This is a genomic window from Bacillus sp. EB106-07-01-XG149 (genome assembly GCF_058791555.1).
In genome coordinates this window covers 1-25,408 of sequence record NZ_JBYTDP010000013.1, presented here as the reverse complement: position 1 = coordinate 25,408, position 25,408 = coordinate 1, and the positions used below count along the sequence as shown (strand labels likewise).

Genomic DNA, 25,408 nt, shown 5'->3' with positions numbered 1-25,408 from the left:
TTTTTGCTTCAGCAAAAAGTAATTCCTTGAAGGCCCATTCACAGAAGAAACCCCATACCCTTGAAAAAGTAAAAGATTCTGATTTTTCATTATCATATTAGACAGAAATATGTTACAATTAAATTGTAACAAAAATACATTTTTAAGGTGAACATATGAGTAAAAGACAGTATAACTTTTCAATTGATGAGCCGATATTCCAATTATTTAAAGAGAAATGTCCAGCTCGTCTCCAAAACAAAATGATTCAAAAAGCTATTCCTAATTTATTAGAGCAAAAGGAAATAGATTTTTGGAAATTTAGGAGGGAAGTGAGAAAGCCCCTATCATGCCCTTTTCGACTTGATATAGAGAATAGCAATACGTTAGATAGGCTAGTTGAAAAGTACGCTGTAAAAGGCAATAAATTAAACCGTTCTGTCATTATGGAATATGTATTATATCAAATTGCTACAGGAGAAATAGAACAACGTGAAAGCAAAATAAAAACGTATTACATCGAAGAATATGTTCATGAAGAAATACAAAAATATTTAGTAGGTGAGCATCTAAATCATGCTATTGAAACATTTGTGTTGGAATATTATGAGAAGATACAAAGTGAAACATCATCATTAAAATCACCTCAAAAGAAACACCAACTTAGTACATATTTTGATGTTAGAGTTTCAAATAAATTAAAAGACATAGCTAACGATCATGTACCGAAACTCTCGGAAACAATGGTTTTTCGAGATATGACTAGACAATTTGTAATACATTTGCAAGAGAAAAAGATTGCAGAAATTAAAAAAGAAATTCAACATCAAATATTAATTCTTCAAGATTTAGGCGAAGATCCTAAAGCATTTTTAAAAAAATTAATTGATGAGGAGGGTTTGTAATGTATCAATATCCAATTCAAGAGGAACGTATTATTGTTCCTTCAGATAAAGAAGAACGTATTTATATTGTTTGAGTTAAACATACTTGAATGGAGTGAATAATATGGGAAGCAAAAAGTATCTCTTATGGTGTCCAAGAAGTTCATGAAGTCAAATAAAATGTATAAAACAAAAAAGCGAAGGAAAAGTGAATCTAAGTTATATAGGGCCATTTTTATTGTTATTACATTAGTAATAGGTGCTATTACTAAATCCATTGAAATGACTTTAATTGCAATTCCAATAATAGCAGCTGCACTATTACTTGTTTCAGTATTAATCCAAAAGAAAAAGGAACATGCTTTAAGTAAGTCAGGAATAAAACAAATAGATCGAATGGATGGAATTCAATTTGAATACTATTTGTCTACTCTATTTAAAAACTTGGGTTACAAAGTGCAAGTTACTGAAGCCACAGGAGACTATGGTGCGGATTTAATTCTTCAAAAAGGTAATGAAAAAATAGTTGTTCAAGCAAAACGATATTCTAAAAATGTAGGAATTAAAGCAGTTCAAGAAATAATCGCCTCTAAGATCCACTATAAAGCAACTACAGCTTGGGTTGTATCCAATAGCTTTTACACAAAATCAGCTAAAAACTTAGCTCAAACTACTGATGTAAAACTAATAGATCGCACAGAACTCATTGATATGATTCTCAAAATGAATCCAAATGCTATACCAAATGCACAAGCAATCTTAACAAATCAATCCTCAAACGTCATGTGTCCAAAATGCAACGCAAAAATGAAATTAAGAAAAGGGCAAAGTGGAGAATTCTATGGATGCTCAAATTATCCAAAATGTAAGGGAACTAGGAAAATTTATAACTACAAGCAAAGTTAGGCGAGTACCCAGCCAAGAATAATTGAGAAATTGTTTGTTACAGGTGAATAAATTGTAATATCTGCTTCAAATTATTATCAATCGGTTATATGTAGGCTTGCGATGTGAAATCGCAGGTTTTTTTTTGAAAATCAAATTACTTTTTCACTTCCGAAAACTGGATCACAATCATCACAATGGATTCCTTCCCAAACTAGATCACCACATTGATTACACTCTGTAGGAAGTTCTAAAGGTGTAATAAGTCTGTCTCGAATCTCTTCTCTTTTTATGTAATCGTAGTATACAAGAGCTTTATCTACACTCAAATACTCAAACATTGTATATTTAATCTCAACACCAAAATCCTTATATATTTTATCAAATACATTTAGTATTTCAGCTTCTTCTTTTTTAAGCTTTAGTCTTAGTTCTGTTTTCTTTTTCTCCTTAGCACGTTTTAAATTGCTTATTTCATTCTCAGCAGCAATTTGATTTGTATATAGTTTTTTATATGATACAAGAAACTTCTTTCCTGTTTCTCCCTGACACCATGCACCTGTTCCCTTTTTATTTTCATTTATAAGTTTAACTGGTATAACAGTATTATTTCGAATAGCAAAATACATTGTATCCCTCCTTAAATATATGTATTGCCAATGTTTTATTTTTCTAATCTTTTCATTAAGAAGAAAAAGCATTAGAGATTCAATATAAAAGATTCAACTTCATTTTTAAAATACATTTGGGCTCATTAACAGTCTGTAAGCCAGCACAAAACACTGGCTAACAGACTGATAACACCGGCCCCCACCTACTCCACGCGCGAACCCGCTCTTGTAAGCAAGGAAGGGAAAGCAAAGGAGAAACAATAGCTGGGTTCCAGCCTGTCGCTTAACGGCGTGTCCGTAGCGTTTTTCTAAGATCAGCTTCGAAGAAGAAAAGACTTGAGAGTCATTCAAGAAGAATAAAGGCAAGCCCGCTTCACAACCCTTCCACTTCTTGGCCTGGCTGCCAAACGAGGCTATCATGGGGAAACGCTCGGCAATTCGCTAAACCCATGCGAATTGTTCCACTACGCTTACGCTTCGTTTCGGGCAACGCTGGGTAGTATTTTTTTGAGAACCCCACTCAAAAAAATCTCCACCCGCTAAAAACGCCCCCTTTGCGCACTCTCCCCATGATTCGTTGCCAGTGCGCCAGGACCACTTCGTTCCAGCGTTATTCCGCTCAGTTGAAATCCTTAGATTACTAGCTTTGTCGAAAAGTGTCTAAAAGATTATACCAAAAATATCATAAATAGTTTACAAATTATGATATTTTTGGTATAATATAATTAACAAGTTAAGTTACTTGTTAAAAACTAAAAGAGGAGTTGTTGACCATGAGATTTTTTCAGAGCGTCACTACCTTAGAAGAGTTGAAAAAACAGTACAAAAAGCTTGCTAAGAAATATCATCCAGATCTTGGAGGGAAACACGAAGATTTTATTCAGATGAAAAATGAATATGATCGGCTTTTTGAAAGGTTAAACAAAGAGGATGAAAAAGTTGGTGAATATCAAGACATTATTGACTCACTAATCAAATTTGATATTGAAATTGAAATTATCGGTACTTGGATATGGATACAAGGCGATACAAAGCCAATTAAAAAAGAATTAAAAGAATTAGGTTTTAGATGGGCTCCTAAAAAGAAAGCGTGGTTCTGGCATGATGGCAAATACAAAAAGAATCATAGTAAAGAATTTAGTTTAGATGAAATTCGCAATATGCACGAAGTAAAACGTATTAAAAAGTTCAGACCACAATTACAAAACTAAGGGGAGAATCTCCTTAGTTTTGTATAAAGGAGGAGTCACAATGTACATTAATAATAATTTAGATAAATTTAAGCACATTTATGATATACAAAGATTAAAACGGTATAGTGATTGGGCGGAAAGCGATATAAAGAGAATAGAGGAAGTACTAGAAAAACTAAAAAATTATCAAATGGAAATACATGTGCATGCTCAAACTGTTGCTAATACTGAATTTAAAAGCGTTGTAACTCTTGTTAGGAGAAAAGATTATGATACAAACCTTGTAAAGTATCATGTGCAGCTAGAAAAACATCCAATAGTTACTACGCATCATGTAGAGGGAGAAAGAGTGCATGGGTTTAATGAACATTATCAAATGTTTGGAGGAAGAGAACGCACTCTTGCTATAAAATATGCGGAAGAACTTGCAAAAGAAAATAATTGTGAGATTGAAAGGAGCGGTTTTAATGCAACGTAAAATAAGAATCCCTGATAAAGAGTGGAATCAGCTTGTGAGGAAGGCGAAAAAGCCTTCCGAAAAGGTTCGAGAATTGGTTTCAGAATACAACAGCGGAGATATTTTGAATAATATCATTGGAGTTCAAGAAGCCTCAACATTATGGGGAATTTCAAATGAATTAATAATTGTATTATGTGAACAAATGATACTAAAATCTAAAAAAATAGATGGAGTCTGGATTATCTATAAAAATCAAACTTTACCTGAAAAATATTAATTTAGGGGGAATGGTTATGGCTGAATATCATTTCTATAATGGGATTTATACAGATAAAAAAGAGTGGGAAAAAGCATTAAAGACAGATCCATTTTACAAATATAATAAGTACATGATTAAAGAGTTCTTCTATAAGGGTAGGAAATTCTTATTTGATGAACATGAATATGAAGTAATAGATAATGATGCAGAGGTTTCTAAAATGAAAGGTTGGTTGTTTCTTAAAACTAGGGGATATACACTATATATGCACCCTAGAAAAATACTATTTGAACAACCTGATTTAAAAGAATTGCTGGATAAAGGTTTAGAGGGGTTAAACATTGAAAGCGAAATGGAATATGAACAAATAGAGCTATTCTAGCTTAAATTGTAGCTTACAGGACTTCAAATAAGAGAGGGTGTAAGAATGAAAATTTTAATGAGAAGGTTTTTAAATATCCTACTAATATTATTTTTATGTGGCGCAACTATTTTTATGGTGGCATATGCAATATCAGATATTACAATTATGCATTTTTTAGCATTTTCAAATCCAGTAGTGGCCCAAGAAATGATTTCAGAGAAATTAATAAGCATGATAATAAAGACAAGTATTGTAGGCACTATATTAGGGATCTTTTGGATTTCCTTAAAAAAAGTTGTAAAGTATCTAGAAAAAAAAGAACAACAAGAGGAATATGAAGTATTGAAAAATAACGAGTAGAGGGATAACCTTATTAAAGAATAAGATTTCTAAAATTCATATAAAAGGAGATATAAATAAACATGTTTGAAAAGGGAATTATTTTAATGTTAAGTCTTAGTGTTGTTTTAATTGGAATAGTAGGAGCAACAGTACTTTTGAAAAAACTATTTAAACCAGGAGAAATACAAATGACAGGAAACGATGTAGATAGGGTTATTGACTATATTAATGATAATGAAGTTAAATCATGCAAATTAAGTTTGAGTGAGAATCAAATAGAAATATCTAGCGATGAAACAAATGTGGTTAGAAAGTTTGACAGAAATTAGTGAGTAAATTGTTGTGCTGAAGAAAATCATGAATGAGAGAAATTTGATTTGTGTTGAAAAGGGGATAGCGAAAGGTAATAAATTGTATTGTCTTGAGGGCTTATAAAATTAAGAGCAAGGAGGATTTATATGTTCATTAATGAAAGATCCAAGAGAATAGTAGTTTCAATGGTATTTGTAAGTATAATGCTTATTACAAATCAGATAATGTTTAAACATATGCTTTCTATTTTTGAAGTAAGTGATTCATTGTTCAATTTCGCTACACAAACAATGCGAGCACTTAATATTATTGGTGCTTTAGCACTGATTGTACTATCTTTTTTATTCCTGTGGAGTTTATTTGATATTGAAAGCAATGTTAGAGAAAGTCCAAAAAGAAAACATCAAGTTTCTGAATCAAAGCAAATAAATTTGAAAAAAAATGAATTAGAAAAGACTGTTATACATGGTACAGCTTCTAAAAATAAAGTACATGGTAATCAGTATTACTCTATTAAAGATAATAATGATTTATTTGATAATATTTTAGAAAATAGTGTATTTATATCCACATACAGTGACGATTCAAGGGAAAGTAGTTGTACTCGTAACAATGATTCAGGGAGTAATTGGGATTATGATGGTGGAAGTAGTGGTGGTGGGGACTATGGCGGTGGGGACTAAAATTTTTTTGAAATAACCTTTAAGCTTGAGCATCCAAATTGGATGCTCTTTGTTGTTTAATAGGATAGCCCAAACACTTAAATAAAAAAAGTCCAGTCTTTTAAAGAATCATTTCAAAAACTGAACTGTCCACACTATGCATTCTGCAGCATAGTCCTGTATTAAGGAAAAAGTCGATCGCATATTCATCGTAGCATACTTCGTTAATAATTTAAATTATCAAAATATAGACCTTTAGGTCCAAAAATCTGTATAATCTACATTTTTTCCAGTAAGTTTCCTAAGTGCTTTAAGAATTTTACTAGCATTTTTAGCCGTGGGAGAAACGCTACTTATATTACAGACACGGCTAAGAGTTGCTTCCTTTACACCGCTTGCTTTAGCAACTTCATTTTGCTTCAAATCATGAGCATCTAAAAATTTCCCTAATTTTGAACGAGGTTTTTTAAACCAGGACAAATGAGACACCTACTTTTTCTTTTTAATAGTAACTTGTCCATTAATTCCATTTTTTAAACTTAAGAAAATGGAATTAAATAAAAGCAAGATTCATATACTAATAACAAAAAGATAGAAAATGTAATTATTTTTCGGAATATAGCATACATATTAATAGCTACAAGCTGCGAATAAACTGAAGTATAAATTGCAACTTGTTGCAACGGGTATTCTTATAAAATAAAATGGCCTAACCCATTGATACATAAGGAGTTAGGCTTCTATATATTATGAGTGTTTTTAATTCGTTAAAAATAGAATTATAAAATTTCACGTACCACAATAGAAAATAAAAAAGAAAAAACTCGAAATAAGGGATTCTAAGAGTAGTTATATTTTCCCTGTTTTTAAAAAATATTTGAATGTGCTATAATCTTTGTGGGTATATTGTAGTTGTATTTTTGCATCTATAATAAAAAGAGACAGGTCGCATTTTTGCTTCCTGTCTTTTTTGTTAATTTTGGTGAATTTATATTACTTCTTATTTGGATTTATTTCTTTCATTTGAATTTGGAAAATGTCACTATCTTTTATTCCCAGGACTAACATTTCATCTTTTAATGAACGCCAGGGCTCAATTTTGATGGATTTAGTAGTTCTATCCCTCAATGTATATTCGTGAATATAATATGATTTATCATTTTTTTTCATCGTAAATCCTCTTTTATTTTATATCAACTAATTCATCAAATTTAAATTGTATTGGTGTATTGAAAGCATCAAAACAGTGTATTAATTTTCTCCCTGGATCTATAACGGTTACAGTTATGTATTGGTGATGTAAATATCCATTCCTATAATAAGAGAGGAATATTTCTTGATTACATGTTAGGGATTGTTCTAAGGATCGCTGGATTCGTTCTTTGGTATCTTCAGTAAGTATAGGCTTATTAACTTTGTCTTGATCGCTTATCATCTTATTAATCTCATCGTATTGTTCTACTACAGATTTAAAGGGATTCCATTTTATCATTCCACGCCCTCTAATCTTCGGTGCTCCCCAATTTTCCATGTGATGTCCTCCTGAAAATAATATATCTACATTATATAAGAACATACGTTCCTTGTAAAACTTTCAAAATTTGCAGCGTATACTATTATTCACTTTAATTAATCAAAAAATGTGTAGTTATATAAAAACTACACATTAACTATCGTATTTGAATACCTGAATGTATTTCTTATTTATTGTTACTTGCTTGTATTTCCTTTAATTTAGGTATTTCAGACCAAATCACCTTATGTGACATGAATACTATAAGGGGTAGCGTCAGGATTATGCGGATTAACAACGTTAGGGATAGAAAGGCTTATATATCAACGTTTTCCCTTTCGTCCCAATAGAGTAAAGCCTATTGAGACAAGGTTAATATAACGTGGAATAAGGCTTTTGAATGTCTCATATGACTTGTTCCAAAATTCTTATCGTTGTTAAATCTTTAATTTTGAGTGATATAAGCGGCTTAACGTTGTAAATCCGCATTTTCGGGACGTGACCCCATAAAGACAGACAAAATAGTTTTTTCTCATTCACAATAGAAATGATTTAAAATAAATTGTAACCCCTACCCCTAGAGCGCATACTATCATTACAGTAATGCTATTCTTGCTATCACCTTCAAATGGGGAATCCTTCTCATCAAATAATAGAACCAAGAAACATGCGATAAATATTAATATTAGTATTGTTAAAATAATCGAATACATCATATGTTCACTACCCCTCTATAAAATTTTGTTCCTATTAAATTCCCTTTTTTTCTTTCTCCTTCTTAGCTCTTAATAATGTACTTTCACTGATTCCTGTTTTTTCAGCCACCTGTTTATAAGAATTATTTGTTAATAATTCTAGTGCATGATCTATCTGTTTCTTCGTGTATTTTTTTGGTCGTCCTTCTTTAAAATCTGGTTGCAGCTTAGCAATTGCTTTTCCTTCTTGTGTTCGTTCAAAAATCATATCACGTTCAAATTCTGCAAAGGCACTCATAATAGTAAATATTAACCTACCTGTAGGTGTATCTTCTATCACACCCATATTTATTACATGTACCTTAATTCCTTTTTCAAATAATATTTTAATTGTTTTCATTGCATCAATAGTTGACCGTGCAAAACGATCTAATTTTGTAATAACAAGTGTATCACCATTTTTTAACACTGAAAGTAGTTCTTGAAATTTTGGCCGTTCAAATTTAGTTCCAGTAAACTTTTCTGAATAAATTTCTTCACAACCCTCTTTTTTTAACATTTGAATTTGTGAATCTAAATCCTGATTCAAGGTACTTACCCTTGCATACCCATATTTCACAAAAAACTCTCCTTTTTTCGCTTTACTTATGAATACCAGTTATGACGGTAGCTTATATACTGATTTTATCACACATCCAAAAAATAACAATACCACCTTCAAAACTTTTAAGTTATGAACATGAGCTTCATTTCAATTGTAAATATTCTTAATGAAATTCAAATAAAAAAATTCAGAAAAAAATAAATAAAACTATTCATATTTTATGATATTTTTGTTATAATTTAATTAATGGTAGGAATTGTAACAAAAAAATTAGGAGGGGTAATTTTGAAAGATGTATACTCATTTGTAGCAAATAACGGTAATACAATTGTAGGTTGTGATAGTCATCTATTAGAAAGCAAAGATGAAGCATATGAAATGGCTACAAACCTCTTAGGTATTTTTATAGATGCTAATAACATTGAAATTTTCAAGTACAATAATAATAAATTTGTATTTTTCGGCTCTGTACAGGACAAAGAATAAGTATTTTAAGTAAGGGGCGTTATGTAATGAATGAAAAAAATCAAAAAGAAATGAAATCATTTGAAGGAAAATCAATTTTAAAAGATTTTGAGAAACTAAAAGAAGTAAAGGAATTACAAGATCAAGAGGGGGGCACACTGTATTTTCCAAAATATCCAAATGAAATAAAGCGTTATGATAGACAGTAGATGCAGATAAATCGAAAGTTATATTAATACAATTTGAATAATTACAGTAAGAAAGGTTGATTTTTATGAAGAAGTTAATTGGTGTCGTGTTATTTGGAACAATATTATTAAGTGCATGTGAAAATCTGAATACGGAATCCCCTAAGAAGGCAAACGTAAAAGAAACATTAGGTAGATTAGAGGTTGTTGGTATCGACAATGTAGCCGATGGGCCAAGTGGAGAAATAACCATTTTTAAAGATAAAGAGACTGGATGTCAGTACATGCATATTGGTGCAGCAAGTGGACCTATGCTTACACCAGTTTTAAATCAAGATGGAAAGCCATATTGTACTCAAAAATAGTTGAATGGAAATTAAAAAATATGCCTGCTTAATTAAAACATTACATGAAAGGAAGGAAACATAATGAAAGTGTTGGATTGTACTTTCAATAATTTGTATTTTGAATTAACTATTGAACTTTCGCAAGAAGAGTATGAGCAAACAGAAGATGTAATTAAAACTGAAGTATTTAGTTATGCTAACGAGCTATTAAAGATGTTCGGTCAATCCAAAGATCTTGTGTTTTCAAGATACATCCCAATTGATGAAGATATGTCTATTATTTGTACTTTTGCAGTAAAAGACATGAAAAAAGAATATGGATTAATTGAAGATTATCTTTATGGCAGAATTCTTGGAAAAGGTGAAAATATGATTCTTGATACAACTAAAGATGAACTTAGAATTTATTGCTGTTTGGATAAGGTAGAGGTGTTTATTAATAATAGATTTGTACAATTTTCAGATGCAAAAATAGAGACTTTAGCAGGGAGCTATGCAAGGGTTCCCAAAGATTCTTTTCCATTTTTAAATTATTAAATACAATTTAAACTTTATTAAGAAATGAGGAAGTGGCAGATGGATAATAAAAAAAATGAAACGGTAAGTTGCGAATGTAAAAGTTGTGAGTCTGATTTTTTAGCGATTACTGGAACTAAAGAATTTGAATTGAAAATTTGCTATAGATGTTTTATGAATGGAATGGCTGAATCATATTTAGCTGGACAAAAAAAAGTAATGAATAAAGCAGTATTTTTAGACCGTGACGGGATATTAAATGAGGTATTAAGTGAAAGGGTAAAGTTCGTAAATACACCAGAAGATTTATATTTATTGCCTGGGGTTGCGGAATCCATTGCAAAATTAAAAAGAAATGGATTCAAAGTATTTACGGTGACGAACCAAGGTGGTTTGGGATTAGGATATATGAGTTATGAACAATTGGAAAAAATTCATGAGAAGCTACAAAGCGAAATTCTAAAATTAGATGAATTAGCAGTAATAGATGAAATTAAAGTATGTGCTCATAAACCTAAAGAAAATTGCAAATGTAGGAAACCAGAACCAGGAATGCTACTGACTCTTGCTAAAAAGCATAATATCTCTTTAGGGGATAGTTATATGGTTGGAGATCGTGAAGTTGATGTTGCAGCTGGTATCTCCGCTGGTACAAAAACAGTGCTTGTAACAAACGAAGACGAGTCAACACAAGCGAATTTGAAATGTTCAACACTGTTAGAAGCTGTTGATTATATTTTAGCAGATAGCAAGGAGGAAAAAAAATGAGTAGGCTAAAACAGATGTTTTTATCTATTGGTATATCTCTTTTAGTTGTAGGGAGATTTTCAGAAGAAATATTCTCTTTGTTCGGTCTAACTGTTTCTAAAGAATTCCTCGCCTTTACATCCTTTTGGTCTATGATTGGCATTGTAATAATTGCTACAGTATGCACAAATCTAATTACTGGTTTTTTGTTTAAAAGATCAGACAAAGAAAATATGAATTAAATCAATCACTAATTTTATAAGTTTAAACAATTTGAATTTTGCATAATAAAAAAAGGTGCTTTCACATAGAAGGTACCTTTTTTAGTTTAAACTTTAAATTTGTATAAATTCCCAAAAAATATATGATATAATAAATTTAGACAGGTTAACCTAAGTTAACTAGGTTAACCCCAGTTAATACAGTAGGTTTTTATGTTTAAAAGTTAACCTTAAAGGGAGTGATTTTAAATGGAGGAAACAAAAAAACAACAAGTAACAGCTGGTTTTAAAATCGATAAAGATTTAAAAGAAGCGATAGATACAATGATTGAGGCAACTGGTATTCAAAAGAATGAATGGCTAGCACAAGCCTATGAAGCGATGCGTGGGAAAGGAATAAAAGATACAAATCAAGAATACACAAAAGAAATCGAAGAAGTTGATTATCATGTCCGAAGAATTTATGAATTATTTAATAACATGATTGTTCAATCTGTTCATATAAAAGAAAGTGCTGTACTTTCACTTGAAACAGAAATAAAAGAATATAAAGAATTGCTTCAAGAAACAAGGAATGAACTAAAGGAAAATAAAGAGAAGCTTTCTACCGCAACAGATACAGTTAATATTGTAAATAAAGAAAAAGAAGAGTTAGAGGCACAATATGAGGAAGCAAAAACAAATTTAAACCATGTTCAGGATCTTATTACAGAGTTAAAGGAAAAAACCAAGAAATACGAGACAGAGATTTCTATACTCCAACCAATGGCCCAAGAAAATTTAGAATTGAAGTCAAGGTTAGATGATACATTAGAAACATTAAAAGGACTAGATTCAAAATTAGAATCTCTAGAAAATGAGTTAACAAAGCAAAAACAAGAATACCTAGAGAAAGAGATTCAGCTTAAAGAAAATTACACCGTCCAGATCCAACAAATCGAGGAAAAATATATAAAAGATAACGAACAACTAAAGTTATCTCATGAGCAACAAATCAATTATTTAACCGAGCAAGCGAGGCTGGATAAAGAAAAAGAGCTCTTGCAGCAAGAGAAGTCGCATCAACAAGAAATGAAAAAAATCCAAGAAGAAATGAACCAAAAAATTCAATCACTCTATGAAAAAATGGATAAAAAAGAAGAAAAGCATGAAAAAGAAATAGCAAAATTACAAAAGAAATTAGAGCAAAAACAGGAGATCCAAGAGAAGAGTGATTCTAATAAAAAATAAACCCAAATACTAAAGGGTTTATTTTTTTACTTCTATACATTATCCTTTAACCTTTTGTATTTTTAACTCATAAATTGACCGCAGCCGGAAGCATAAGTTGACCAGAAAACACTTGTTTTTGAGGTTATTATCTAATTATTCAACGAAATTGGAAGCATAAATTGGCCACGAGTTAATTATTAACCCATAAATTGGCCATATTTATTTTATATCTTGAAGATATAAGCACCAACAAAACTCTTCGTTATGTAACCTACCATGAGTTTTTGCAAAATCTATTTTAGACAAAAATGAATTGTATTTTTTTTGAGTAGAATATGGATAATTTTCACGCTTCATATACTCTTCATCGATATTAGGATTAATTATTATCCAATCCAAACCTATATTTTTAAATGCTAACAGCATGTTTCTAAATATTGTACTAATAATTACATTAGTTCTATATTCTTCTTGTATTTTAATATCATTTAGCACTAGGACTTTCCCCCACACAGAGAAGGTTTTCTCATGATACGAGAGTCCTTCAAACGTTCCTTGTTCAAACCCTTTTTCATAAGAAAACGCATGTATTCCTGTTTCACGAGCAAAATTTTGAAGTTCAATCCAAGGAGTGTTTTCTTCTGGATCATCAAGAAATCCCTCCATTTCATTTAATATAGCTTCAGTTTCACTACAGTAAATACGAACAGAGGATAACGCTTGATACATATCAAAGCTATATCCATCAGCCATATCACGTATATTTGAAACATGTACATTTTTAGCATCATACAAAAAATAAACAGCACTTCCAATTACATCTTCAGATTCGTAATCATTAAAAAATGATACTTCCACAATAAGGTGTCCTTCACTCACATTATGATCACCATGTTGTTTTATAGAAAGCTCAACAGAAAAACCATCTAAATTCAAATTCTTTTGTTCAAGTATTTCTCTTGTTTTTTTATCCAATTTTCGAATCATCTAATAGCCTCCCTTATTATAATTTTATTATTGCAAATAAATTCAAATTTGTATTTGTATATTTATAGGAAATTCTTACTTCCTCCTTAATCTTATTGAAAATGGAAGTATAAGCTGGCCATAAACTAAAAGAAGCATAAAGTGGCCAAAACGTTTCGGCCAACTTATGCTTCTTGTCACAAATTTTTTAAAAATAAACTAAACGAACAAAAAAAATAAACTAAAAGATTTGAAATTTTAAGATATTTTTGTTATAATTTAATTATAAATTGGAAAATTCATGAAAATAAAAATCTGAATTTTAGGAGAGTGTTATTATGTCAGCATTGAATCGTGTTATCCTGGTTGGTCGATTAACGAAAGACCCTGATTTACGTTATACACCAAATGGTGTGGCGGTAGCTACTTTTACGTTAGCAGTCAATCGTGCCTTTTCTACTAACGGAGAACGTGAGGCTGACTTCATTTCTTGCGTTATATGGAGAAAGCAAGCTGAAAATGTAGCAAACTATTTAAGAAAAGGTAGTTTAGCTGGTGTCGATGGTAGATTGCAAACCCGAAATTATCAAGGTCAAGATGGTAAAAGAGTGTATGTTACAGAAGTTTTGGCGGAAAGCGTACAGTTTTTAGAGCCACGCAATAGCCGAGGAGAACAAGACAATTCATTTAATCACCAGCCAGTAGGGGCTGGGTTTGGCAATAGAAATTCTAATCAGTTTAAGCAGTCTGATAATCAAGGTAAATCTGAATTTAAGAAAAATGATGATCCATTTTCAAATGCAGGTCAACCGATAGATATTTCAGACGATGACTTACCATTTTAGTTAATTAAGATGATTGCAAGAACATACAGGAATATTTTCTTGCAATCATCATTTTTTCTTTTTATGCTAATTCGTTTAGAAAGGATTGATTAGTTATGTATAAGCATGGAGAATTTTTAACGATTCCAAAACCTGAAAGCTTTTATCCGAATTTGGGTGCTTTGATTTTCGTTTTATCTGTGGTGTCATTTTTTGTTTATGCAAAACAAAAAGAGTGGGAGAAATGTATAAATTGTTTTGCAGTGGCTGTAGTAGGAGTTGGGTTATTTTTCATAAATGAAATTGGTAGGTTTATAGTTTTAAAATAAATTGTATAATGCTAATTTTACTTTATAAAGTCTTATCAAATTTGAAATTTATAAAAAGGAGAGGATTGTAAAATGGAGCAAAAAAACAGTCCGAAATTTGTAAGATTAGACAAATGTCTTGATGAAATTTATGAATTAATTAAATGTAACGATAATGAGGCAGAGTATACAATTCAAGTTTTTACAGATAGAGTAAAAAACAGAAATGATGAATGCTTTTTAGGTATATCTTATGGTGTAAGGCTTGTAAAAGATGAAGAAGTAAAGTGGGATGAATCTTTTATCCAAACTCATGATTCAGGAATAGTTAGTGATATAGCAAACTTTAACCGTGCTATGATTTTACAAGTGTGTGATTCTATAGCATTGTATTTTCAACAGTATATCTACAAATGGAAAAGTGTGAAGTGCAAAATAGTACATGATTTTAAGTTGGGCAATGATAATGCTTTTAAATATGATCCATCTGATTATCGAGTGAAACAAAATATTTTTGATGAAGAATATGGAAACAAGATAGCAATTACATTGAGTGGATGGCGATAAAATATATCATAGTAGCTTAATTTTTTATAAAAAATAAAGGTTGATGAATTATAATGATGAATCTTACATTATTTACATTTATAATGATAGCAACCACAATCGGTATAAATGTATTTTGGTTTTACAGAAGTAAAATCCTAAGATTACTTAAATTCCAACGAAAATCGAAAAGTAATGAGAGTAAATAAAGTATTGAATTCTATAAAGATTTCAGTACTTTTTTTATGAATACTTTCTAAATAAATCAACCACCCCCAACCCCCGCCAGGCTTGGCAGGGACTCGCTCGGCGCTAGCCAGGGCAAACGGGTTAAGAAGATCATTTAACCCATTTGCATGGGTTCTAGCTTCTTTGGATAGATGATGTATCAACTCCTTATCCTCCTGGTCCCTTACGGGCTCAGTCCGGTACCGTTGACACATACCATATTTATGGCCACTACTTTTTAATTCTGGAAACCGTAATATACGCCGGGGGCGAAAACACATATATCCATATTTCATTCTACAATTCATATACTAAAATTATCAAAAATACCTTTACTATATATGATACATTTGGTATAATTTAATTAAGGAGGTGAGATAAATTGAAAAAATGTAGATCTTGTGGAGAAACTTATACAGTTGTAGCCTGGGATAAAATAGAGGTTTTATCATCTAAAAAAGAATTAGAACAAAAATATGGTAGATTTTATTGCGGAGAAGTAGAGGGATATTCAGCTCTTGTTAGTTATAAAAGTTGCCTCACTTTTTGCTTTGTAAATGCTACAAAAGATTTTATAAATGCAGCATATACAAAATATATCCGTGAACTTCAGAATGCATTAAATGAATATAGCAGTTTTTTAGAAAAAGACCCACGATTTATTGCACAGATCCATGAAAAGATTAAAACATTTAAGAATTTCTTAAATAAAGAACCTATTAACATATAACCGATTTATTAATGAGTTGAAGGAGGAATTTATTTTGGCAAGTATTAATGGTATTGAAATCAAAACGTATACTACTTTTAAAGGGCATGATGGTCAACCGCTACGACAAGCAACTGTCTATATGGATGGTAAAAAAATTGGTTCGATTAGTGAAGATGCTTGGGGAGGACCAATGAATATTAATTTAAAGAACTATGTAGAAGTTGAAAAAAGATTATTTGAATATGCATCGCATGAAAAATTTGCTATGCATGCATTAAAAGATATAGAATTATTATTTGACTTGTTACTAGGTCTGATTTTTATAGAGAAACAAGCGAAAAAAGCCTGGAAACAGAACGATAAAGCAATTATTATTTCAGCGGGACTACGTGATTATTATTTACAAGAATTCGAACAAATAAGACATATACCTATGTTAACGGTTTACACAATAAATAGTAAATTAACTGAAAATCAGCTTATGGAACGTATGGAAAAGGTTGCTAATGAAAATAAAGCTGAAGCCTTAGTTTTCAAAACTCTTCAGGACTTTTCTTTAAAAGCAAGTTAATCAAAATATCCCTCAACCTAAAAAGAAGACTTATAAAATTTAAGTCTTCTTTTTATATATATTAGTAATTGTATAGATAGTTACTATCGAATTGCCCTGTGTTATGGAATTGCTTGGTTATCACCAATGATTTTAATATACTCCAAGGTTTTTATATTATGTCTCTCTCTATACTCCACTAAGTATTTTTGGTCTTTTTTGATTAAATTCCATACCGAGGGCTCTTTTACTTTTACTGTTACTTTATATTTATTTTGTATTTCAGTAGACGAATGGGGTGGAACAATAGTAATCCATGCCTCTTCATCTTCCATAGAATATTCTTTCTCCACAACAGTAATGATTGCAGAAGTTGAAGTTGATGAAACAAAGTACTGAAAAAGAAATACACTTGCAATAACAACAATAATTGAAACGAGTAATACAATCTTATTCCTACTCAAAAAAACCCTCCTAAGTTATTATCCATTTCAATTTTATTCCAAATATCATTAATTTTTGTAGTCTCAAATCGTCTAAACAAGGTTGAGATACTAATTTGACTCTCTTCTTTTAATTCATTGTACGTTAGTCTTCTATTGTATTTTTTGTACATTCGAACTAATTCTTTTTCACACGTATATAATTCAATAGGCTTTTTCCCACCTTTATAGTCATGGCGAAATCCACACTCTTCCCTTAATTTTTTGATTGTAGAAAAGTACTGGCGATATATATCATATGAAAATACAGTCCGATCGGTTAGCTCACAAATAGTAGCAGCATGACCTATTTTCTTGCTAATCATCTTGTATTCATTTTTCAATACTTCTTTTGAAATTTCATTATACTTTTTAACTTCAATTAGCTGTTTACAGCAAAATAAAATTTCTGGCCAACTTTGATTTAATCTTATCTTTAAAGTATCACTATAAGGGTATCGATTTTTATTCCTTTTACTGTTATAAATACTCTTTCTTGTAGAGCCTACACGCTCAAACTCTTGATTAAGCTGTTCATATATTATTTCTTTAGGAATGTACCTTAAATGGTTATTTAAATCATAAAGACCCGATTTAACAACAATTTCAGGAAAACTTAAATTTAATTTTTTTCGCAATGTCTCACTTGTATAATGTAGATCACCTTTATTTGCATCATACACTTCCGCAGTTTTAACATCTTCTTTCTCCAAAACTTCTTTAACATCTTTTAATAACTCATTCTCACAACATAGAATATCTTTTCTTAACATTATTGGTTCATTATTTGTATATTTCATATCACACCACCAAATATTTTGACAGTCTTCATTTCAAAACAATTAAAACTAAACGTTCATAAAAATTATACCAATTGTTTAATTTTCTAACAATTCATATATGGTATTTGTTATAACAATTAGAAAATAATTCATTTTATATACAAATTTTATCCAATAACGCTTTACTTTTTATGATATTTTTAGTATAATTTACTTATAACCGATATATTAATAATTTGAAGGGAGTAATGACATGTCAGTATTATCTTGTAACATTGGTAAGTCTTTTCTTGGAGGGAAATTAACATTTCTAACTTTTGATATTTTGGCTAATTATTTAATTAAAGTTGGGCGTATCACTAGAAAAGAGGAAGTACTTCATATTCCTTCAAATGAATTAAATAACTTCTCAGATGAATTTGTTTTATATCTGGTTCGTTCATTACAAATACAGAAGTAAAATAAGTGGTTTATAAAACGGGAGGATGATTATAAATGTTTTGTAAATATTGCGGTACTGAAGCGAAAGTAAATTCTGCTGGTATTTTAGAAGAAGCGAATTGTAATTTCTGTGGAGGAAGTCTTATTGATGAGGACACTGGACAGCCAAAACTTTGTACTATAAAAGGGGATCGCTTTGAATTTTATAAAATGATGCCTAGTGTTTTTATAGAACACGTAGAGCAGCCTGTAAACGTACTAAAGACATATCATACCTTTGACTTGTATCTTCTCTTAAAAGAAGTTAGAAGCATGCGAAGTACTACGTTTTATGGAATGCGATTAATGAACAACGCATCTGAAGTGGATGATGAATTTAAAGGTATTGCACAAGAGCATGGAAAAGATTATGAATACTGGACTCGTCGTAAATTTGTAATTGAAAATATCCTCTTAGAAAGGCAGGGTTATTTTCCTGAAAGGATAACTGTTAAAGTATTAGAATTTATGGCCGATCAAATTAAAAAATCAATGAAACAAAAAATGAAAATTTCCAAGACTAAACAAGCTATTAAATAAATCTCTTTTCTTATCATAAAAGGAGTGTTGTGTTAATGAAAGAAGGTTATGTAATCGAGATTGAAAATGGTTTCTATTGTAAAGATACCGCTGGTCCAACTACTCTTTCAAACGCTGAATTCTTTGAGAACGAAGGAGATACAGACTTTTATATAGATATACTTACTCAAATGGGGATTGAAGTAATAGATGTTTCCCATGCAATGCTCAAAAAAGAGCATCTAAATAGGAGGAGAAGAAATGCCCGATATGGAGTTAATTAATATACTTATATCATCGACTGGAATATTAGGTATCATTTTACTTATGAATCATATGTTACAAACAATTAAAAAAGAACGTTAATTATTATGTATATTCATAACATAGATAATGAAGGGATGAATTGTAATGAATGAACTTTTTAATACTTTTGGTTTTATGTTTAAAATACTCCTTGTTTGTTTTTCCATGATGTTTACTCTTATTGCAATGCGTTATTATTACGGAGGCCCACAAGCTAAAAAAAGAGTAAAAAGTAAGTTGAAACTTTCTTTTTCTGACTTGTTACCAGTTTTATTATTCGGTCTACTAATATCAGTTGCGACATATTTCTTATGGAAAATATACGTGTAATAATAATTACAAAAATAATTTCCAGAAATATTAAATTATAATAAAATCAATTTGAAAGGGGTTTACCAAATTATGTTTAAAAGTGAAAAAGAATTGAATGAAGCAATTGAAGAAGCGAAGGCATCTTTTAAAATCGAGGGACTAATTATCACAGAAGAAATGGAAAAAATCATCAAAGCCAAAGTGGGAGGGAAGATTACAATGGAACAATTTATTAAGTTATCCGAAGCAATCGCCAAACGTGAATGAACAATCAAAATACTGTTATCCTGGAACTGATGTATTAATAAATAAAATGAATTATCGAGATCAAGAACTACTGAATAAGGTTGAAACTTCAGTTGCAGCACTTAGATTTGTAGAATTACAAAATAAGCCTATTATTGGAAACTTTGATTTAAAACATTTACAAAAGATTCACCAACACCTCTTTCAAGATATATACCCCTTTGCTGGAAAACTACGTGAAGAAAATATTGCAAAGGGGGCTTTCCAGTTTGCTCATGCCTCTTTTTTAAAGGACCAGGCATCTGAATTATTTAAGCAGTTAAAAGGCGAAAATAGATTGAATGGATTGAAGATTGATGAATTCTCTGATAGGGCTGCACACTATATGGCTGAATTAAACGTTCTCCATCCATTCCGAGAAGGAAATGGTCGTTCACAGCGTGAATTCATTCGATGTTTGGCTTTAACCAATGGTTATTCTCTTAAATGGAACAGTCAAAAAACAGAAGATGTCTTTAATGCCACTGTAAAATCGGTCTTAGATCCCACTGATCTTAGCAAAATAATTAAAAGTGCCATTACCAACCATGAACCTGACCTCAAAATTGCTAAACAGTTTAAAGCTAAAAATCAAAATATCAGCAGATAGAACACCAAGAGATTTTAACAACCCTTCCGACTTGAGTCGGTAATATAACTTTAGTTATAAAAGATGTAAATGCAAACGCTTAAATGTATACTGATCACTTTTTTCTTTTGGTTTATATAATAATTATGGTACGTGAAATTATTAAATGAAATCCTTTATTTCCAGTTATTCTTTCTAATCTAAATTTTTTACGCATATCATATACAAAATATGTTGAGAACTTTTAATTAAGGAGGAAGTCACATGATGTTATCTAAATACACATTGCGATATGTTGTTACTGGTAAAAACCGTTTCTATAAGCATACTTTCCCTGTTATATCTCTTTCTGAAGCCGAAGCATTACAGAAAGGAAAAGAGGAATTGAATCGCAGATTTGGAGCAAATTATTACGAAGATCTCCGAATCCAAAATGTAGTTCCTTTAAACAATATCAACTCAATAACTAAAACTATTTCTCGTACAAGTTGACATAAACATTTACTCGTTATGATATTTTTAGTATAATTAATTGAAATTATATTAAAAATAAACTCATGTGAAAATGAATTTATATAGAACCTACAAGGAGAGTTTTTATGGAAAAGAAAAAAAATCAAAATCAGTATATGTTTGCTGTTAATGAAGAAGTGATTCAACGTTTTCAAGAGAACTGTTCGAAGTTTTCCAGGAGTCGTGCTATTAGGGATGTACTTGTAGAATCACATAATAATCCAAATCTTAATATACGTAGCGAAAGAGAAAATAGTAAGCCATACAAATTAAACCTTGATGATGATTCAATTAATATTGTAAATGATATTGTCCGTTTTTATTCTGTAAAAGAAGGTAAAGCTGTTAATAGATCTCAAGTTGTTGAAGCTATTTTAGATAAGGTTGCGGATTTAGATATTCCTGAAAGAGAAGAAGTACCTAAATTGTTTTATGTTGAGCGTGAGCTATTAAATGAAATTAGGTCATTAACTGAAGGTAAAATTTTAACTCATGAATTAGAGGATTTTATTTCTGATTATTTCACAAAAATTAACAGTCCCATTGATTCACTAAAAATAAATACACAAGATAATGAAGTAACAGCAAATTATCGTATTAACATTGATAAAAAAGTAATAGAAAAACTAGAAAAAATTAAAAAAGAAACAGCGCATGAACTAAGTGCTTTGAAAGTTAAAGGTATTACTCTTCAGGTTGTCTTTAGGGAGGTACTACGTCAATTTCTTACTCACTTAAAAAAGCATGATTTCAATCAAGAGCAACTTCAAAATGAAATTGATGCAAGAAAAAAGCTGTTAAGTGAACTACAACAATAGGGAGGCTATAAGTTTCATGGTAAGTGAAAAGTCTTATACTATTACACAGTACTATGTTGAGCCTAAAATAATGGCCGAGATAAATAAATTTCTTTTAGGGGGGAGTTTGCGAGAAAAGATTGAATCATTTGTTACAAATGAATACAATCACGTTCACGACCCTTTGGATAGCTTACAGATCCCAATAAGCGACCTGGTGGCCCGAACGGTAAACCTTAATCCAAATGTAATCAGTAAATTAGAGCAAATAGCGAAAGATACCGGTGAAAATGTTTCACAAAATATGGTGTTCCGTGACATGTTACGGCAGCTGTTAATTAAACTTAAACGAGATGCAATTATTCAATTAGAGCAAGAAATTAAAGATCGTGAAGAAAAAATGCATCAAAGAAAATTACAGATAGAAAAACCCCATAAGACAGATCCTAAAGGTGAAGTTGAGTAAAGAAAATTTTACTTACTTCATCTTATACTTTTAATAAACAAAAATACACTTGCAAGTATACTTATAAGTACGTTTGCAAGTGTATTTTTATTCCTAAACTCTACACGTTAACTTCTTTTTTATTCCTACGGATAAACCACCACGCCAAAGCTAGAAGTAGTATACAGAGCGGTATTGCCTCAATAAAGAGAAATCCCTTCCAAAAATCTAGCATAGTACTATGTGGGGAATCTGTCGCCATAATACCTATAAAAAATGCGACTGGACTTGCAAGTATATTTATCCCTAAAGCAATCATTACGAATGACAGATTCTTAGCTTTAATTTTTGGTGAATCAGCCTTAATCATTACGAATATTGCTGTGCCAATTATAAGAAAAATTGTTCCATAAAACTTAATATATTCTAAGCCAACTTCAAAAGGTCCAGATTCCATATGATTTCTCTACCCTTCACACACTCACAAGTGCACTTATAAGTGCACTTGTAATTATTTTATATTTCGAGGCTTCCATTAACAGTTGTAAGCATTAGTTTTACGTCTTCTAATTGATTTGCTTGATTGTTAGATATGTTTCTTTTTTGCTGATTCTTTGGCGTTCTAAGTGCTTCTAAATACTTATCAATATCAAACCAATATTTTTTTCCATCGTAATGGAATTTGTATCTTGGATGTTTAGTTAAGTCATATTTTTTATCCTTAAATGGCCTTTTACCAATTATTTGTACAATACACGTATCTCTTTCCATTGTTAATAGCTCATCTGTTGTCATTAATTCTCTACCCAATTTTGAGTAATTTTGACCAAAGCTATCATTGTTGGAACGAGTTCTATTTTCGTTATAATCATTAATTGTTTCTTTTCCAAGTTCCTCACTTAAAGATTTAACTGTTGATTTCTCTTTACCACCTAGAAAAATAGACGTATCACAGTTACCGATTATTGTATCCGAACTGTCTTTATAAATCGGCTTCAGCTGTGAGAGTGTTTGTAGAATAATAGTTGCTGAAATGTTACGTGAACGAATTGTTGCAATTAATTTTTCAAAGTTTGGTATTAAACCAATGTTAGCAAACTCATCTAATATGAATCTCACATGGGTTGGTAGTGAACCTCTATGTTTTTCGTCTGCAATGGTACAAAGCATGTTAAACAGTTGTGAATACATTATAGATACAATAAAGTTAAATGTTGAGTCTGTATCAGGTACAATAACAAACAATGCTGTTTTACGCCCTTTTTCTCCTAGTGTATCCAGGTTCAATTCATCTTTTGAAAGTAGATCACGAAGAGCTGGGATATTTAATGGAGCTAACCTTGCACCGCATGAGATTAAAATACTTTTTGCTGTTTTACCAGCAGCATTTTTATATAATTTATATTGCTTTACAGCAAAGTGAGTACTATCCTCTTTTTCAAATTCTTCAAATAAGTAATCTATAGGATTTTTATAATCTTCATCATCTTCTTTTACCGTTGAGTAGGAAATTAAATCAATTAATGTTCCTAAATGTTGTTCTTCTTTGGGAAATTTTGAAACGATTAAACTTAAATACGCTTGATATAGTAACCGTTCAGCTTTTACCCAAAAATCTTCCCCTTTTTTTGCACCTTCCCCTTCTGTATTTGCCATAATTGTATTAACAAGTTTTAAAATATCTTGTTCGTTATGAACATACTTTAATGGATTGTATCGCATACTTTTTGTAAATTTTATGGTATTAAATATCTTAATCTTATATTTTCCTATATTTTTTAATGCCATTCCTATTTCATTAACAATCGTTCCTTTTGGATCGGTAACTACAAAACTGGCATTCATTTGTAACATGTTAGGTTTAACGATGAAACGTGTTTTACCACTACCAGATCCACCGACTACTGTCACGTTCTTGTTTCGTCTTACCTCAAAGGGAGCGTCTTTATCGTCTAATCTAAGCTTTGTATTCTGTGAAAATATAATGTTATTATCCTGATCTTGTTCGTCATACATATCTTTCAAATCTTTTTTAAAGCTACCCCATTGTGCTGAACCATGTTCAGCACCTTTTTTATATTTCTTTTTATTATTTTTCTTGTCGATCATAACAAATACCGCAAATGCTACTGTAAACAACGGAATAAACAAGTCAATAACGTTAAAAGACAAAGGAAAAGCATATAAGAGATATTGTGGTTCTGAAAACAGATAATCGAATGCAGCAAGTGTATTACCTTCAAAAGTTACCCTGAAGTAATAAAAAAGATAATTTAATAGAATAAACAAAATTACACCAAGAACAATGTAAGCTTTATTTTCCTTGATTTTTTCCATTCTAAAACTCCTTATTTAGTATTTTTAATTAAACCGTCTTGAACACCTCTTCTAGTGTTGTTAGCCTGTATGAATGTAAATACCTTTACCTTTATTTCAAAACGTTCTGAAGGACCTAATAGAGCCTTGATTTTCACATTTCACTTTTATAATTCTTACATATAAAGGAAGGGCGAGTAATTTTACTCGCCCTCTTTTTATTTCAATTTAACTTAGCTAAATAAAGTTTTTAATTGAGGAACAAGTAACATTGCGATTAATACGATACCAGCACCACTCATAAACTGTTTCATTCCTTGTGACTTTGCACCTGGATTATCATTACCATAACCTTCAAGTAAGTTTACAACTCCCCAAATCCCTAAACCCGCACCAATTAAGATTACTAATTTTTGTAATACATCTACACCAGTAGTGAAGAATCCCATTATTCATTCGCCTTCTTTCTTTTATTTTGTCTTGCTTTATTTTCAATTTGACTTAGCTGAATAAAGATTTTAATTGAGGAACAAGTAACATTGCGATTAATACGATACCAGCACCACTCATAAACTGTTTCATCCCTTGTGACTTTGCACCTGGATTATCATTACCATAGCCCTCTAACAAGTTTACAACTCCCCAAATCCCTAAACCTGCACCGATTAAGATTACTAATTTTTGTAATACATCAACGCCAGTAGTGAAAAATCCCATTATTCATTCGCCTTCTTTCTTTTATTTTGTCTTGCTTTATTTTCAATTTGACTTAGCTGAATAAAGATTTTAATTGAGGAACAAGTAACATTGCGATTAATACGATACCAGCACCACTCATAAACTGTTTCATCCCTTGTGACTTTGCACCTGGATTATCATTACCATAACCTTCAAGTAAGTTTACAACTCCCCAAATCCCTAAACCTGCACCGATTAAGATTACTAATTTTTGTAATACATCAACGCCAGTAGTGAAAAATCCCATTATT

At 30.8% G+C, this 25,408-nt stretch carries 45 protein-coding genes; 30 read left to right on the top strand and 15 right to left on the bottom strand.

Features of this window, described 5'->3' with window-relative positions:
• Nucleotides 1–155: 155 nt before the first annotated feature.
• Nucleotides 156–884, top strand: coding sequence for a hypothetical protein (locus AC3WTA_RS27300; RefSeq protein WP_492333110.1), 729 nt, complete (start codon nt 156–158; stop codon nt 882–884).
• Nucleotides 885–1,028: 144 nt separating this feature from the next.
• A complete protein-coding gene (locus AC3WTA_RS27295) occupies nt 1,029–1,769 on the top strand; it encodes a restriction endonuclease (RefSeq protein ID WP_492333109.1) in 741 nt (246 codons plus the stop codon).
• A 131-nt stretch (nt 1,770–1,900) separates the two neighbouring features.
• On the opposite strand, the gene AC3WTA_RS27290 is transcribed toward AC3WTA_RS27295, so the two are convergent.
• On the bottom strand, nt 1,901–2,377 hold the full coding sequence (locus tag AC3WTA_RS27290) for a C1 domain-containing protein (RefSeq protein ID WP_492333108.1): 477 nt from the start codon (nt 2,375–2,377) through the stop codon (nt 1,901–1,903).
• 355 nt (nt 2,378–2,732) lie between these two features.
• Entirely contained in the window at nt 2,733–2,879 is a 147-nt protein-coding gene (locus tag AC3WTA_RS27285; RefSeq protein ID WP_242216408.1) for a hypothetical protein, read from the bottom strand.
• Nucleotides 2,880–3,132: 253 nt separating this feature from the next.
• Here AC3WTA_RS27285 and AC3WTA_RS27280 point away from each other — a divergent pair, with 253 nt between their 5' ends.
• The 7 genes from AC3WTA_RS27280 to AC3WTA_RS27250 all read left to right on the top strand — a co-directional run bounded on the left by AC3WTA_RS27280 (nt 3,133) and on the right by AC3WTA_RS27250 (nt 5,972).
• Complete coding sequence (locus tag AC3WTA_RS27280) at nt 3,133–3,570, top strand: DnaJ domain-containing protein (RefSeq protein ID WP_001210441.1); 438 nt, start codon at nt 3,133–3,135, stop codon at nt 3,568–3,570.
• Nucleotides 3,571–3,610: 40 nt separating this feature from the next.
• Entirely contained in the window at nt 3,611–4,030 is a 420-nt protein-coding gene (locus AC3WTA_RS27275; RefSeq protein WP_492333107.1) for a hypothetical protein, read from the top strand.
• Nucleotides 4,020–4,289, top strand: coding sequence for a helix-turn-helix domain-containing protein (locus AC3WTA_RS27270; RefSeq protein WP_492333106.1), 270 nt, complete (start codon nt 4,020–4,022; stop codon nt 4,287–4,289). Before AC3WTA_RS27275 ends, AC3WTA_RS27270 begins: the two co-directional genes overlap by 11 nt.
• Nucleotides 4,290–4,305: 16 nt before the next feature.
• Nucleotides 4,306–4,653 carry a hypothetical protein gene (locus AC3WTA_RS27265; protein WP_492333105.1) on the top strand — a complete coding sequence of 116 codons (348 nt, stop codon included), beginning with the start codon at nt 4,306–4,308 and terminating at the stop codon, nt 4,651–4,653.
• Nucleotides 4,654–4,698: 45 nt separating this feature from the next.
• A complete protein-coding gene (locus AC3WTA_RS27260) occupies nt 4,699–4,995 on the top strand; it encodes a hypothetical protein (protein WP_492333104.1) in 297 nt (98 codons plus the stop codon).
• 62 nt (nt 4,996–5,057) lie between these two features.
• Nucleotides 5,058–5,306, top strand: coding sequence for a hypothetical protein (locus AC3WTA_RS27255; protein ID WP_492333103.1), 249 nt, complete (start codon nt 5,058–5,060; stop codon nt 5,304–5,306).
• A 129-nt stretch (nt 5,307–5,435) separates the two neighbouring features.
• Entirely contained in the window at nt 5,436–5,972 is a 537-nt protein-coding gene (locus AC3WTA_RS27250) for an Asp23/Gls24 family envelope stress response protein (RefSeq protein WP_492333102.1), read from the top strand.
• Between the two features lie 234 nt (nt 5,973–6,206).
• On the opposite strand, the gene AC3WTA_RS27245 is transcribed toward AC3WTA_RS27250, so the two are convergent.
• The 4 genes from AC3WTA_RS27245 to AC3WTA_RS27230 form a co-directional block, all read right to left on the bottom strand.
• The gene (locus AC3WTA_RS27245; RefSeq protein WP_000118336.1) at nt 6,207–6,431 is read right to left on the bottom strand and encodes a helix-turn-helix domain-containing protein; all 225 of its coding nucleotides are present in this window, start codon (nt 6,429–6,431) and stop codon (nt 6,207–6,209) included.
• Nucleotides 6,432–6,944: 513 nt separating this feature from the next.
• Nucleotides 6,945–7,121: a hypothetical protein gene (locus AC3WTA_RS27240; RefSeq protein WP_000739155.1), complete on the bottom strand. Its 177-nt coding sequence runs from the start codon at nt 7,119–7,121 to the stop codon at nt 6,945–6,947.
• Nucleotides 7,122–7,134: 13 nt separating this feature from the next.
• The gene (locus AC3WTA_RS27235; RefSeq protein ID WP_492333101.1) at nt 7,135–7,482 is read right to left on the bottom strand and encodes a YolD-like family protein; all 348 of its coding nucleotides are present in this window, start codon (nt 7,480–7,482) and stop codon (nt 7,135–7,137) included.
• Between the two features lie 732 nt (nt 7,483–8,214).
• Nucleotides 8,215–8,778 carry a recombinase family protein gene (locus AC3WTA_RS27230; RefSeq protein ID WP_492333100.1) on the bottom strand — a complete coding sequence of 188 codons (564 nt, stop codon included), beginning with the start codon at nt 8,776–8,778 and terminating at the stop codon, nt 8,215–8,217.
• A 270-nt stretch (nt 8,779–9,048) separates the two neighbouring features.
• Between AC3WTA_RS27230 and AC3WTA_RS27225 the strand changes: the two genes are divergently transcribed.
• From AC3WTA_RS27225 to AC3WTA_RS27195, 7 genes are all read left to right on the top strand, one after another.
• On the top strand, nt 9,049–9,249 hold the full coding sequence (locus AC3WTA_RS27225; RefSeq protein ID WP_492333099.1) for a hypothetical protein: 201 nt from the start codon (nt 9,049–9,051) through the stop codon (nt 9,247–9,249).
• A 26-nt stretch (nt 9,250–9,275) separates the two neighbouring features.
• Nucleotides 9,276–9,437 carry a hypothetical protein gene (locus tag AC3WTA_RS27220; protein WP_492333098.1) on the top strand — a complete coding sequence of 54 codons (162 nt, stop codon included), beginning with the start codon at nt 9,276–9,278 and terminating at the stop codon, nt 9,435–9,437.
• Between the two features lie 65 nt (nt 9,438–9,502).
• Complete coding sequence (locus AC3WTA_RS27215) at nt 9,503–9,781, top strand: DUF6440 family protein (RefSeq protein ID WP_492333097.1); 279 nt, start codon at nt 9,503–9,505, stop codon at nt 9,779–9,781.
• Between the two features lie 63 nt (nt 9,782–9,844).
• Nucleotides 9,845–10,300 (top strand): hypothetical protein, encoded by a 456-nt coding sequence (locus tag AC3WTA_RS27210; protein WP_492333096.1) that lies wholly within the window; start codon nt 9,845–9,847, stop codon nt 10,298–10,300.
• Between the two features lie 39 nt (nt 10,301–10,339).
• A complete protein-coding gene (locus tag AC3WTA_RS27205) occupies nt 10,340–11,047 on the top strand; it encodes a D-glycero-alpha-D-manno-heptose-1,7-bisphosphate 7-phosphatase (protein WP_492333095.1) in 708 nt (235 codons plus the stop codon).
• Nucleotides 11,044–11,268, top strand: a complete 225-nt coding sequence (locus AC3WTA_RS27200) for a hypothetical protein (protein WP_492333094.1) — start codon at nt 11,044–11,046, stop codon at nt 11,266–11,268. The genes AC3WTA_RS27205 and AC3WTA_RS27200 overlap by 4 nt, the downstream gene beginning before the upstream one ends.
• 228 nt (nt 11,269–11,496) lie before the next feature.
• Nucleotides 11,497–12,477 carry a hypothetical protein gene (locus AC3WTA_RS27195; RefSeq protein ID WP_492333093.1) on the top strand — a complete coding sequence of 327 codons (981 nt, stop codon included), beginning with the start codon at nt 11,497–11,499 and terminating at the stop codon, nt 12,475–12,477.
• Nucleotides 12,478–12,678: 201 nt separating this feature from the next.
• Here the strand turns inward: AC3WTA_RS27195 and AC3WTA_RS27190 are convergent, their stop codons facing one another.
• Nucleotides 12,679–13,446: a hypothetical protein gene (locus AC3WTA_RS27190; RefSeq protein WP_492333092.1), complete on the bottom strand. Its 768-nt coding sequence runs from the start codon at nt 13,444–13,446 to the stop codon at nt 12,679–12,681.
• Between the two features lie 317 nt (nt 13,447–13,763).
• Here AC3WTA_RS27190 and ssb point away from each other — a divergent pair, with 317 nt between their 5' ends.
• From ssb to AC3WTA_RS27175, 3 genes are all read left to right on the top strand, one after another.
• Entirely contained in the window at nt 13,764–14,270 is a 507-nt protein-coding gene (ssb, locus tag AC3WTA_RS27185; protein ID WP_098772922.1) for a single-stranded DNA-binding protein, read from the top strand.
• A 95-nt stretch (nt 14,271–14,365) separates the two neighbouring features.
• Nucleotides 14,366–14,578, top strand: coding sequence for a hypothetical protein (locus AC3WTA_RS27180; RefSeq protein ID WP_492333091.1), 213 nt, complete (start codon nt 14,366–14,368; stop codon nt 14,576–14,578).
• A gap of 72 nt (nt 14,579–14,650) precedes the next feature.
• On the top strand, nt 14,651–15,124 hold the full coding sequence (locus AC3WTA_RS27175) for a hypothetical protein (RefSeq protein ID WP_098772920.1): 474 nt from the start codon (nt 14,651–14,653) through the stop codon (nt 15,122–15,124).
• A 143-nt stretch (nt 15,125–15,267) separates the two neighbouring features.
• Here the strand turns inward: AC3WTA_RS27175 and AC3WTA_RS27170 are convergent, their stop codons facing one another.
• Nucleotides 15,268–15,495, bottom strand: a complete 228-nt coding sequence (locus tag AC3WTA_RS27170) for a hypothetical protein (protein WP_098772919.1) — start codon at nt 15,493–15,495, stop codon at nt 15,268–15,270.
• Between the two features lie 218 nt (nt 15,496–15,713).
• Here AC3WTA_RS27170 and AC3WTA_RS27165 point away from each other — a divergent pair, with 218 nt between their 5' ends.
• Entirely contained in the window at nt 15,714–16,061 is a 348-nt protein-coding gene (locus tag AC3WTA_RS27165) for a hypothetical protein (RefSeq protein WP_492333090.1), read from the top strand.
• A 34-nt stretch (nt 16,062–16,095) separates the two neighbouring features.
• Nucleotides 16,096–16,614, top strand: a complete 519-nt coding sequence (locus AC3WTA_RS27160) for a hypothetical protein (protein WP_098772917.1) — start codon at nt 16,096–16,098, stop codon at nt 16,612–16,614.
• Nucleotides 16,615–16,715: 101 nt separating this feature from the next.
• On the opposite strand, the gene AC3WTA_RS27155 is transcribed toward AC3WTA_RS27160, so the two are convergent.
• Complete coding sequence (locus tag AC3WTA_RS27155) at nt 16,716–17,057, bottom strand: hypothetical protein (RefSeq protein ID WP_098772916.1); 342 nt, start codon at nt 17,055–17,057, stop codon at nt 16,716–16,718.
• A complete protein-coding gene (locus AC3WTA_RS27150; RefSeq protein ID WP_492333089.1) occupies nt 17,054–17,875 on the bottom strand; it encodes a hypothetical protein in 822 nt (273 codons plus the stop codon). The genes AC3WTA_RS27155 and AC3WTA_RS27150 overlap by 4 nt, the downstream gene beginning before the upstream one ends.
• Nucleotides 17,876–18,110: 235 nt before the next feature.
• On the opposite strand from AC3WTA_RS27150, the gene AC3WTA_RS27145 reads away from it, so the two are divergent.
• The 9 genes from AC3WTA_RS27145 (at nt 18,111) to AC3WTA_RS27105 (ending at nt 22,124) form a co-directional block, all read left to right on the top strand.
• Nucleotides 18,111–18,317 carry a hypothetical protein gene (locus AC3WTA_RS27145; protein ID WP_098323403.1) on the top strand — a complete coding sequence of 69 codons (207 nt, stop codon included), beginning with the start codon at nt 18,111–18,113 and terminating at the stop codon, nt 18,315–18,317.
• Nucleotides 18,318–18,352: 35 nt separating this feature from the next.
• A complete protein-coding gene (locus AC3WTA_RS27140) occupies nt 18,353–18,877 on the top strand; it encodes a hypothetical protein (protein WP_098772914.1) in 525 nt (174 codons plus the stop codon).
• Nucleotides 18,878–18,912: 35 nt separating this feature from the next.
• Entirely contained in the window at nt 18,913–19,140 is a 228-nt protein-coding gene (locus AC3WTA_RS27135; protein ID WP_098323401.1) for a hypothetical protein, read from the top strand.
• A 127-nt stretch (nt 19,141–19,267) separates the two neighbouring features.
• Nucleotides 19,268–19,492 carry a hypothetical protein gene (locus AC3WTA_RS27130; RefSeq protein WP_098772913.1) on the top strand — a complete coding sequence of 75 codons (225 nt, stop codon included), beginning with the start codon at nt 19,268–19,270 and terminating at the stop codon, nt 19,490–19,492.
• 72 nt (nt 19,493–19,564) lie between these two features.
• Complete coding sequence (locus tag AC3WTA_RS27125) at nt 19,565–19,741, top strand: antitoxin VbhA family protein (RefSeq protein ID WP_000476998.1); 177 nt, start codon at nt 19,565–19,567, stop codon at nt 19,739–19,741.
• Nucleotides 19,734–20,369 carry a Fic family protein gene (locus tag AC3WTA_RS27120; RefSeq protein WP_326038660.1) on the top strand — a complete coding sequence of 212 codons (636 nt, stop codon included), beginning with the start codon at nt 19,734–19,736 and terminating at the stop codon, nt 20,367–20,369. Before AC3WTA_RS27125 ends, AC3WTA_RS27120 begins: the two co-directional genes overlap by 8 nt.
• Before the next feature lie 243 nt (nt 20,370–20,612).
• Nucleotides 20,613–20,840 (top strand): hypothetical protein, encoded by a 228-nt coding sequence (locus tag AC3WTA_RS27115; protein ID WP_098379390.1) that lies wholly within the window; start codon nt 20,613–20,615, stop codon nt 20,838–20,840.
• 107 nt (nt 20,841–20,947) lie between these two features.
• On the top strand, nt 20,948–21,679 hold the full coding sequence (locus AC3WTA_RS27110; protein WP_000412296.1) for a hypothetical protein: 732 nt from the start codon (nt 20,948–20,950) through the stop codon (nt 21,677–21,679).
• Nucleotides 21,680–21,695: 16 nt separating this feature from the next.
• Nucleotides 21,696–22,124, top strand: a complete 429-nt coding sequence (locus AC3WTA_RS27105) for a hypothetical protein (protein ID WP_000253220.1) — start codon at nt 21,696–21,698, stop codon at nt 22,122–22,124.
• A 100-nt stretch (nt 22,125–22,224) separates the two neighbouring features.
• Here AC3WTA_RS27105 and AC3WTA_RS27100 read toward each other — a convergent pair whose 3' ends face one another.
• From AC3WTA_RS27100 to AC3WTA_RS27080, 5 genes are all read right to left on the bottom strand, one after another.
• Nucleotides 22,225–22,560, bottom strand: a complete 336-nt coding sequence (locus AC3WTA_RS27100) for a hypothetical protein (RefSeq protein ID WP_492333088.1) — start codon at nt 22,558–22,560, stop codon at nt 22,225–22,227.
• Between the two features lie 59 nt (nt 22,561–22,619).
• Nucleotides 22,620–24,440, bottom strand: a complete 1,821-nt coding sequence (locus AC3WTA_RS27095; protein ID WP_492333087.1) for a VirD4-like conjugal transfer protein, CD1115 family — start codon at nt 24,438–24,440, stop codon at nt 22,620–22,622.
• A 212-nt stretch (nt 24,441–24,652) separates the two neighbouring features.
• Nucleotides 24,653–24,868, bottom strand: a complete 216-nt coding sequence (locus AC3WTA_RS27090; protein WP_098276111.1) for a Maff2 family mobile element protein — start codon at nt 24,866–24,868, stop codon at nt 24,653–24,655.
• A gap of 52 nt (nt 24,869–24,920) precedes the next feature.
• Entirely contained in the window at nt 24,921–25,136 is a 216-nt protein-coding gene (locus tag AC3WTA_RS27085; protein WP_000505581.1) for a Maff2 family mobile element protein, read from the bottom strand.
• A 52-nt stretch (nt 25,137–25,188) separates the two neighbouring features.
• Nucleotides 25,189–25,408: Maff2 family mobile element protein (locus AC3WTA_RS27080; RefSeq protein ID WP_492333086.1), on the bottom strand; the 220-nt coding region annotated here is incomplete at its 5' end.

Bases quoted from the DNA above. Each gene is read 5' to 3' on its own strand.
- AC3WTA_RS27300 (WP_492333110.1), top strand. From the start codon at position 156: ATGAGTAAAAGACAGTATAACTTTTCAATTGATGAGCCGATATTCCAA.
- AC3WTA_RS27295 (WP_492333109.1), top strand. From the start codon at position 1,029: ATGAAGTCAAATAAAATGTATAAAACAAAAAAGCGAAGGAAAAGTGAA.
- AC3WTA_RS27290 (WP_492333108.1), bottom strand. From the start codon at position 2,377: ATGTATTTTGCTATTCGAAATAATACTGTTATACCAGTTAAACTTATA.
- AC3WTA_RS27280 (WP_001210441.1), top strand. From the start codon at position 3,133: ATGAGATTTTTTCAGAGCGTCACTACCTTAGAAGAGTTGAAAAAACAG.
- AC3WTA_RS27275 (WP_492333107.1), top strand. From the start codon at position 3,611: ATGTACATTAATAATAATTTAGATAAATTTAAGCACATTTATGATATA.
- AC3WTA_RS27270 (WP_492333106.1), top strand. From the start codon at position 4,020: ATGCAACGTAAAATAAGAATCCCTGATAAAGAGTGGAATCAGCTTGTG.
- AC3WTA_RS27265 (WP_492333105.1), top strand. From the start codon at position 4,306: ATGGCTGAATATCATTTCTATAATGGGATTTATACAGATAAAAAAGAG.
- AC3WTA_RS27260 (WP_492333104.1), top strand. From the start codon at position 4,699: ATGAAAATTTTAATGAGAAGGTTTTTAAATATCCTACTAATATTATTT.
- AC3WTA_RS27255 (WP_492333103.1), top strand. From the start codon at position 5,058: ATGTTTGAAAAGGGAATTATTTTAATGTTAAGTCTTAGTGTTGTTTTA.
- AC3WTA_RS27250 (WP_492333102.1), top strand. From the start codon at position 5,436: ATGTTCATTAATGAAAGATCCAAGAGAATAGTAGTTTCAATGGTATTT.
- AC3WTA_RS27240 (WP_000739155.1), bottom strand. From the start codon at position 7,121: ATGAAAAAAAATGATAAATCATATTATATTCACGAATATACATTGAGG.
- AC3WTA_RS27235 (WP_492333101.1), bottom strand. From the start codon at position 7,482: ATGGAAAATTGGGGAGCACCGAAGATTAGAGGGCGTGGAATGATAAAA.
- AC3WTA_RS27220 (WP_492333098.1), top strand. From the start codon at position 9,276: ATGAATGAAAAAAATCAAAAAGAAATGAAATCATTTGAAGGAAAATCA.
- AC3WTA_RS27215 (WP_492333097.1), top strand. From the start codon at position 9,503: ATGAAGAAGTTAATTGGTGTCGTGTTATTTGGAACAATATTATTAAGT.
- AC3WTA_RS27210 (WP_492333096.1), top strand. From the start codon at position 9,845: ATGAAAGTGTTGGATTGTACTTTCAATAATTTGTATTTTGAATTAACT.
- AC3WTA_RS27205 (WP_492333095.1), top strand. From the start codon at position 10,340: ATGGATAATAAAAAAAATGAAACGGTAAGTTGCGAATGTAAAAGTTGT.
- AC3WTA_RS27200 (WP_492333094.1), top strand. From the start codon at position 11,044: ATGAGTAGGCTAAAACAGATGTTTTTATCTATTGGTATATCTCTTTTA.
- AC3WTA_RS27195 (WP_492333093.1), top strand. From the start codon at position 11,497: ATGGAGGAAACAAAAAAACAACAAGTAACAGCTGGTTTTAAAATCGAT.
- AC3WTA_RS27190 (WP_492333092.1), bottom strand. From the start codon at position 13,446: ATGATTCGAAAATTGGATAAAAAAACAAGAGAAATACTTGAACAAAAG.
- ssb (WP_098772922.1), top strand. From the start codon at position 13,764: ATGTCAGCATTGAATCGTGTTATCCTGGTTGGTCGATTAACGAAAGAC.
- AC3WTA_RS27180 (WP_492333091.1), top strand. From the start codon at position 14,366: ATGTATAAGCATGGAGAATTTTTAACGATTCCAAAACCTGAAAGCTTT.
- AC3WTA_RS27175 (WP_098772920.1), top strand. From the start codon at position 14,651: ATGGAGCAAAAAAACAGTCCGAAATTTGTAAGATTAGACAAATGTCTT.
- AC3WTA_RS27150 (WP_492333089.1), bottom strand. From the start codon at position 17,875: ATGAAATATACAAATAATGAACCAATAATGTTAAGAAAAGATATTCTA.
- AC3WTA_RS27145 (WP_098323403.1), top strand. From the start codon at position 18,111: ATGTCAGTATTATCTTGTAACATTGGTAAGTCTTTTCTTGGAGGGAAA.
- AC3WTA_RS27140 (WP_098772914.1), top strand. From the start codon at position 18,353: ATGTTTTGTAAATATTGCGGTACTGAAGCGAAAGTAAATTCTGCTGGT.
- AC3WTA_RS27135 (WP_098323401.1), top strand. From the start codon at position 18,913: ATGAAAGAAGGTTATGTAATCGAGATTGAAAATGGTTTCTATTGTAAA.
- AC3WTA_RS27130 (WP_098772913.1), top strand. From the start codon at position 19,268: ATGAATGAACTTTTTAATACTTTTGGTTTTATGTTTAAAATACTCCTT.
- AC3WTA_RS27125 (WP_000476998.1), top strand. From the start codon at position 19,565: ATGTTTAAAAGTGAAAAAGAATTGAATGAAGCAATTGAAGAAGCGAAG.
- AC3WTA_RS27115 (WP_098379390.1), top strand. From the start codon at position 20,613: ATGATGTTATCTAAATACACATTGCGATATGTTGTTACTGGTAAAAAC.
- AC3WTA_RS27110 (WP_000412296.1), top strand. From the start codon at position 20,948: ATGGAAAAGAAAAAAAATCAAAATCAGTATATGTTTGCTGTTAATGAA.
- AC3WTA_RS27105 (WP_000253220.1), top strand. From the start codon at position 21,696: ATGGTAAGTGAAAAGTCTTATACTATTACACAGTACTATGTTGAGCCT.
- AC3WTA_RS27100 (WP_492333088.1), bottom strand. From the start codon at position 22,560: ATGGAATCTGGACCTTTTGAAGTTGGCTTAGAATATATTAAGTTTTAT.
- AC3WTA_RS27095 (WP_492333087.1), bottom strand. From the start codon at position 24,440: ATGGAAAAAATCAAGGAAAATAAAGCTTACATTGTTCTTGGTGTAATT.
- AC3WTA_RS27090 (WP_098276111.1), bottom strand. From the start codon at position 24,868: ATGGGATTCTTCACTACTGGTGTAGATGTATTACAAAAATTAGTAATC.
- AC3WTA_RS27085 (WP_000505581.1), bottom strand. From the start codon at position 25,136: ATGGGATTTTTCACTACTGGCGTTGATGTATTACAAAAATTAGTAATC.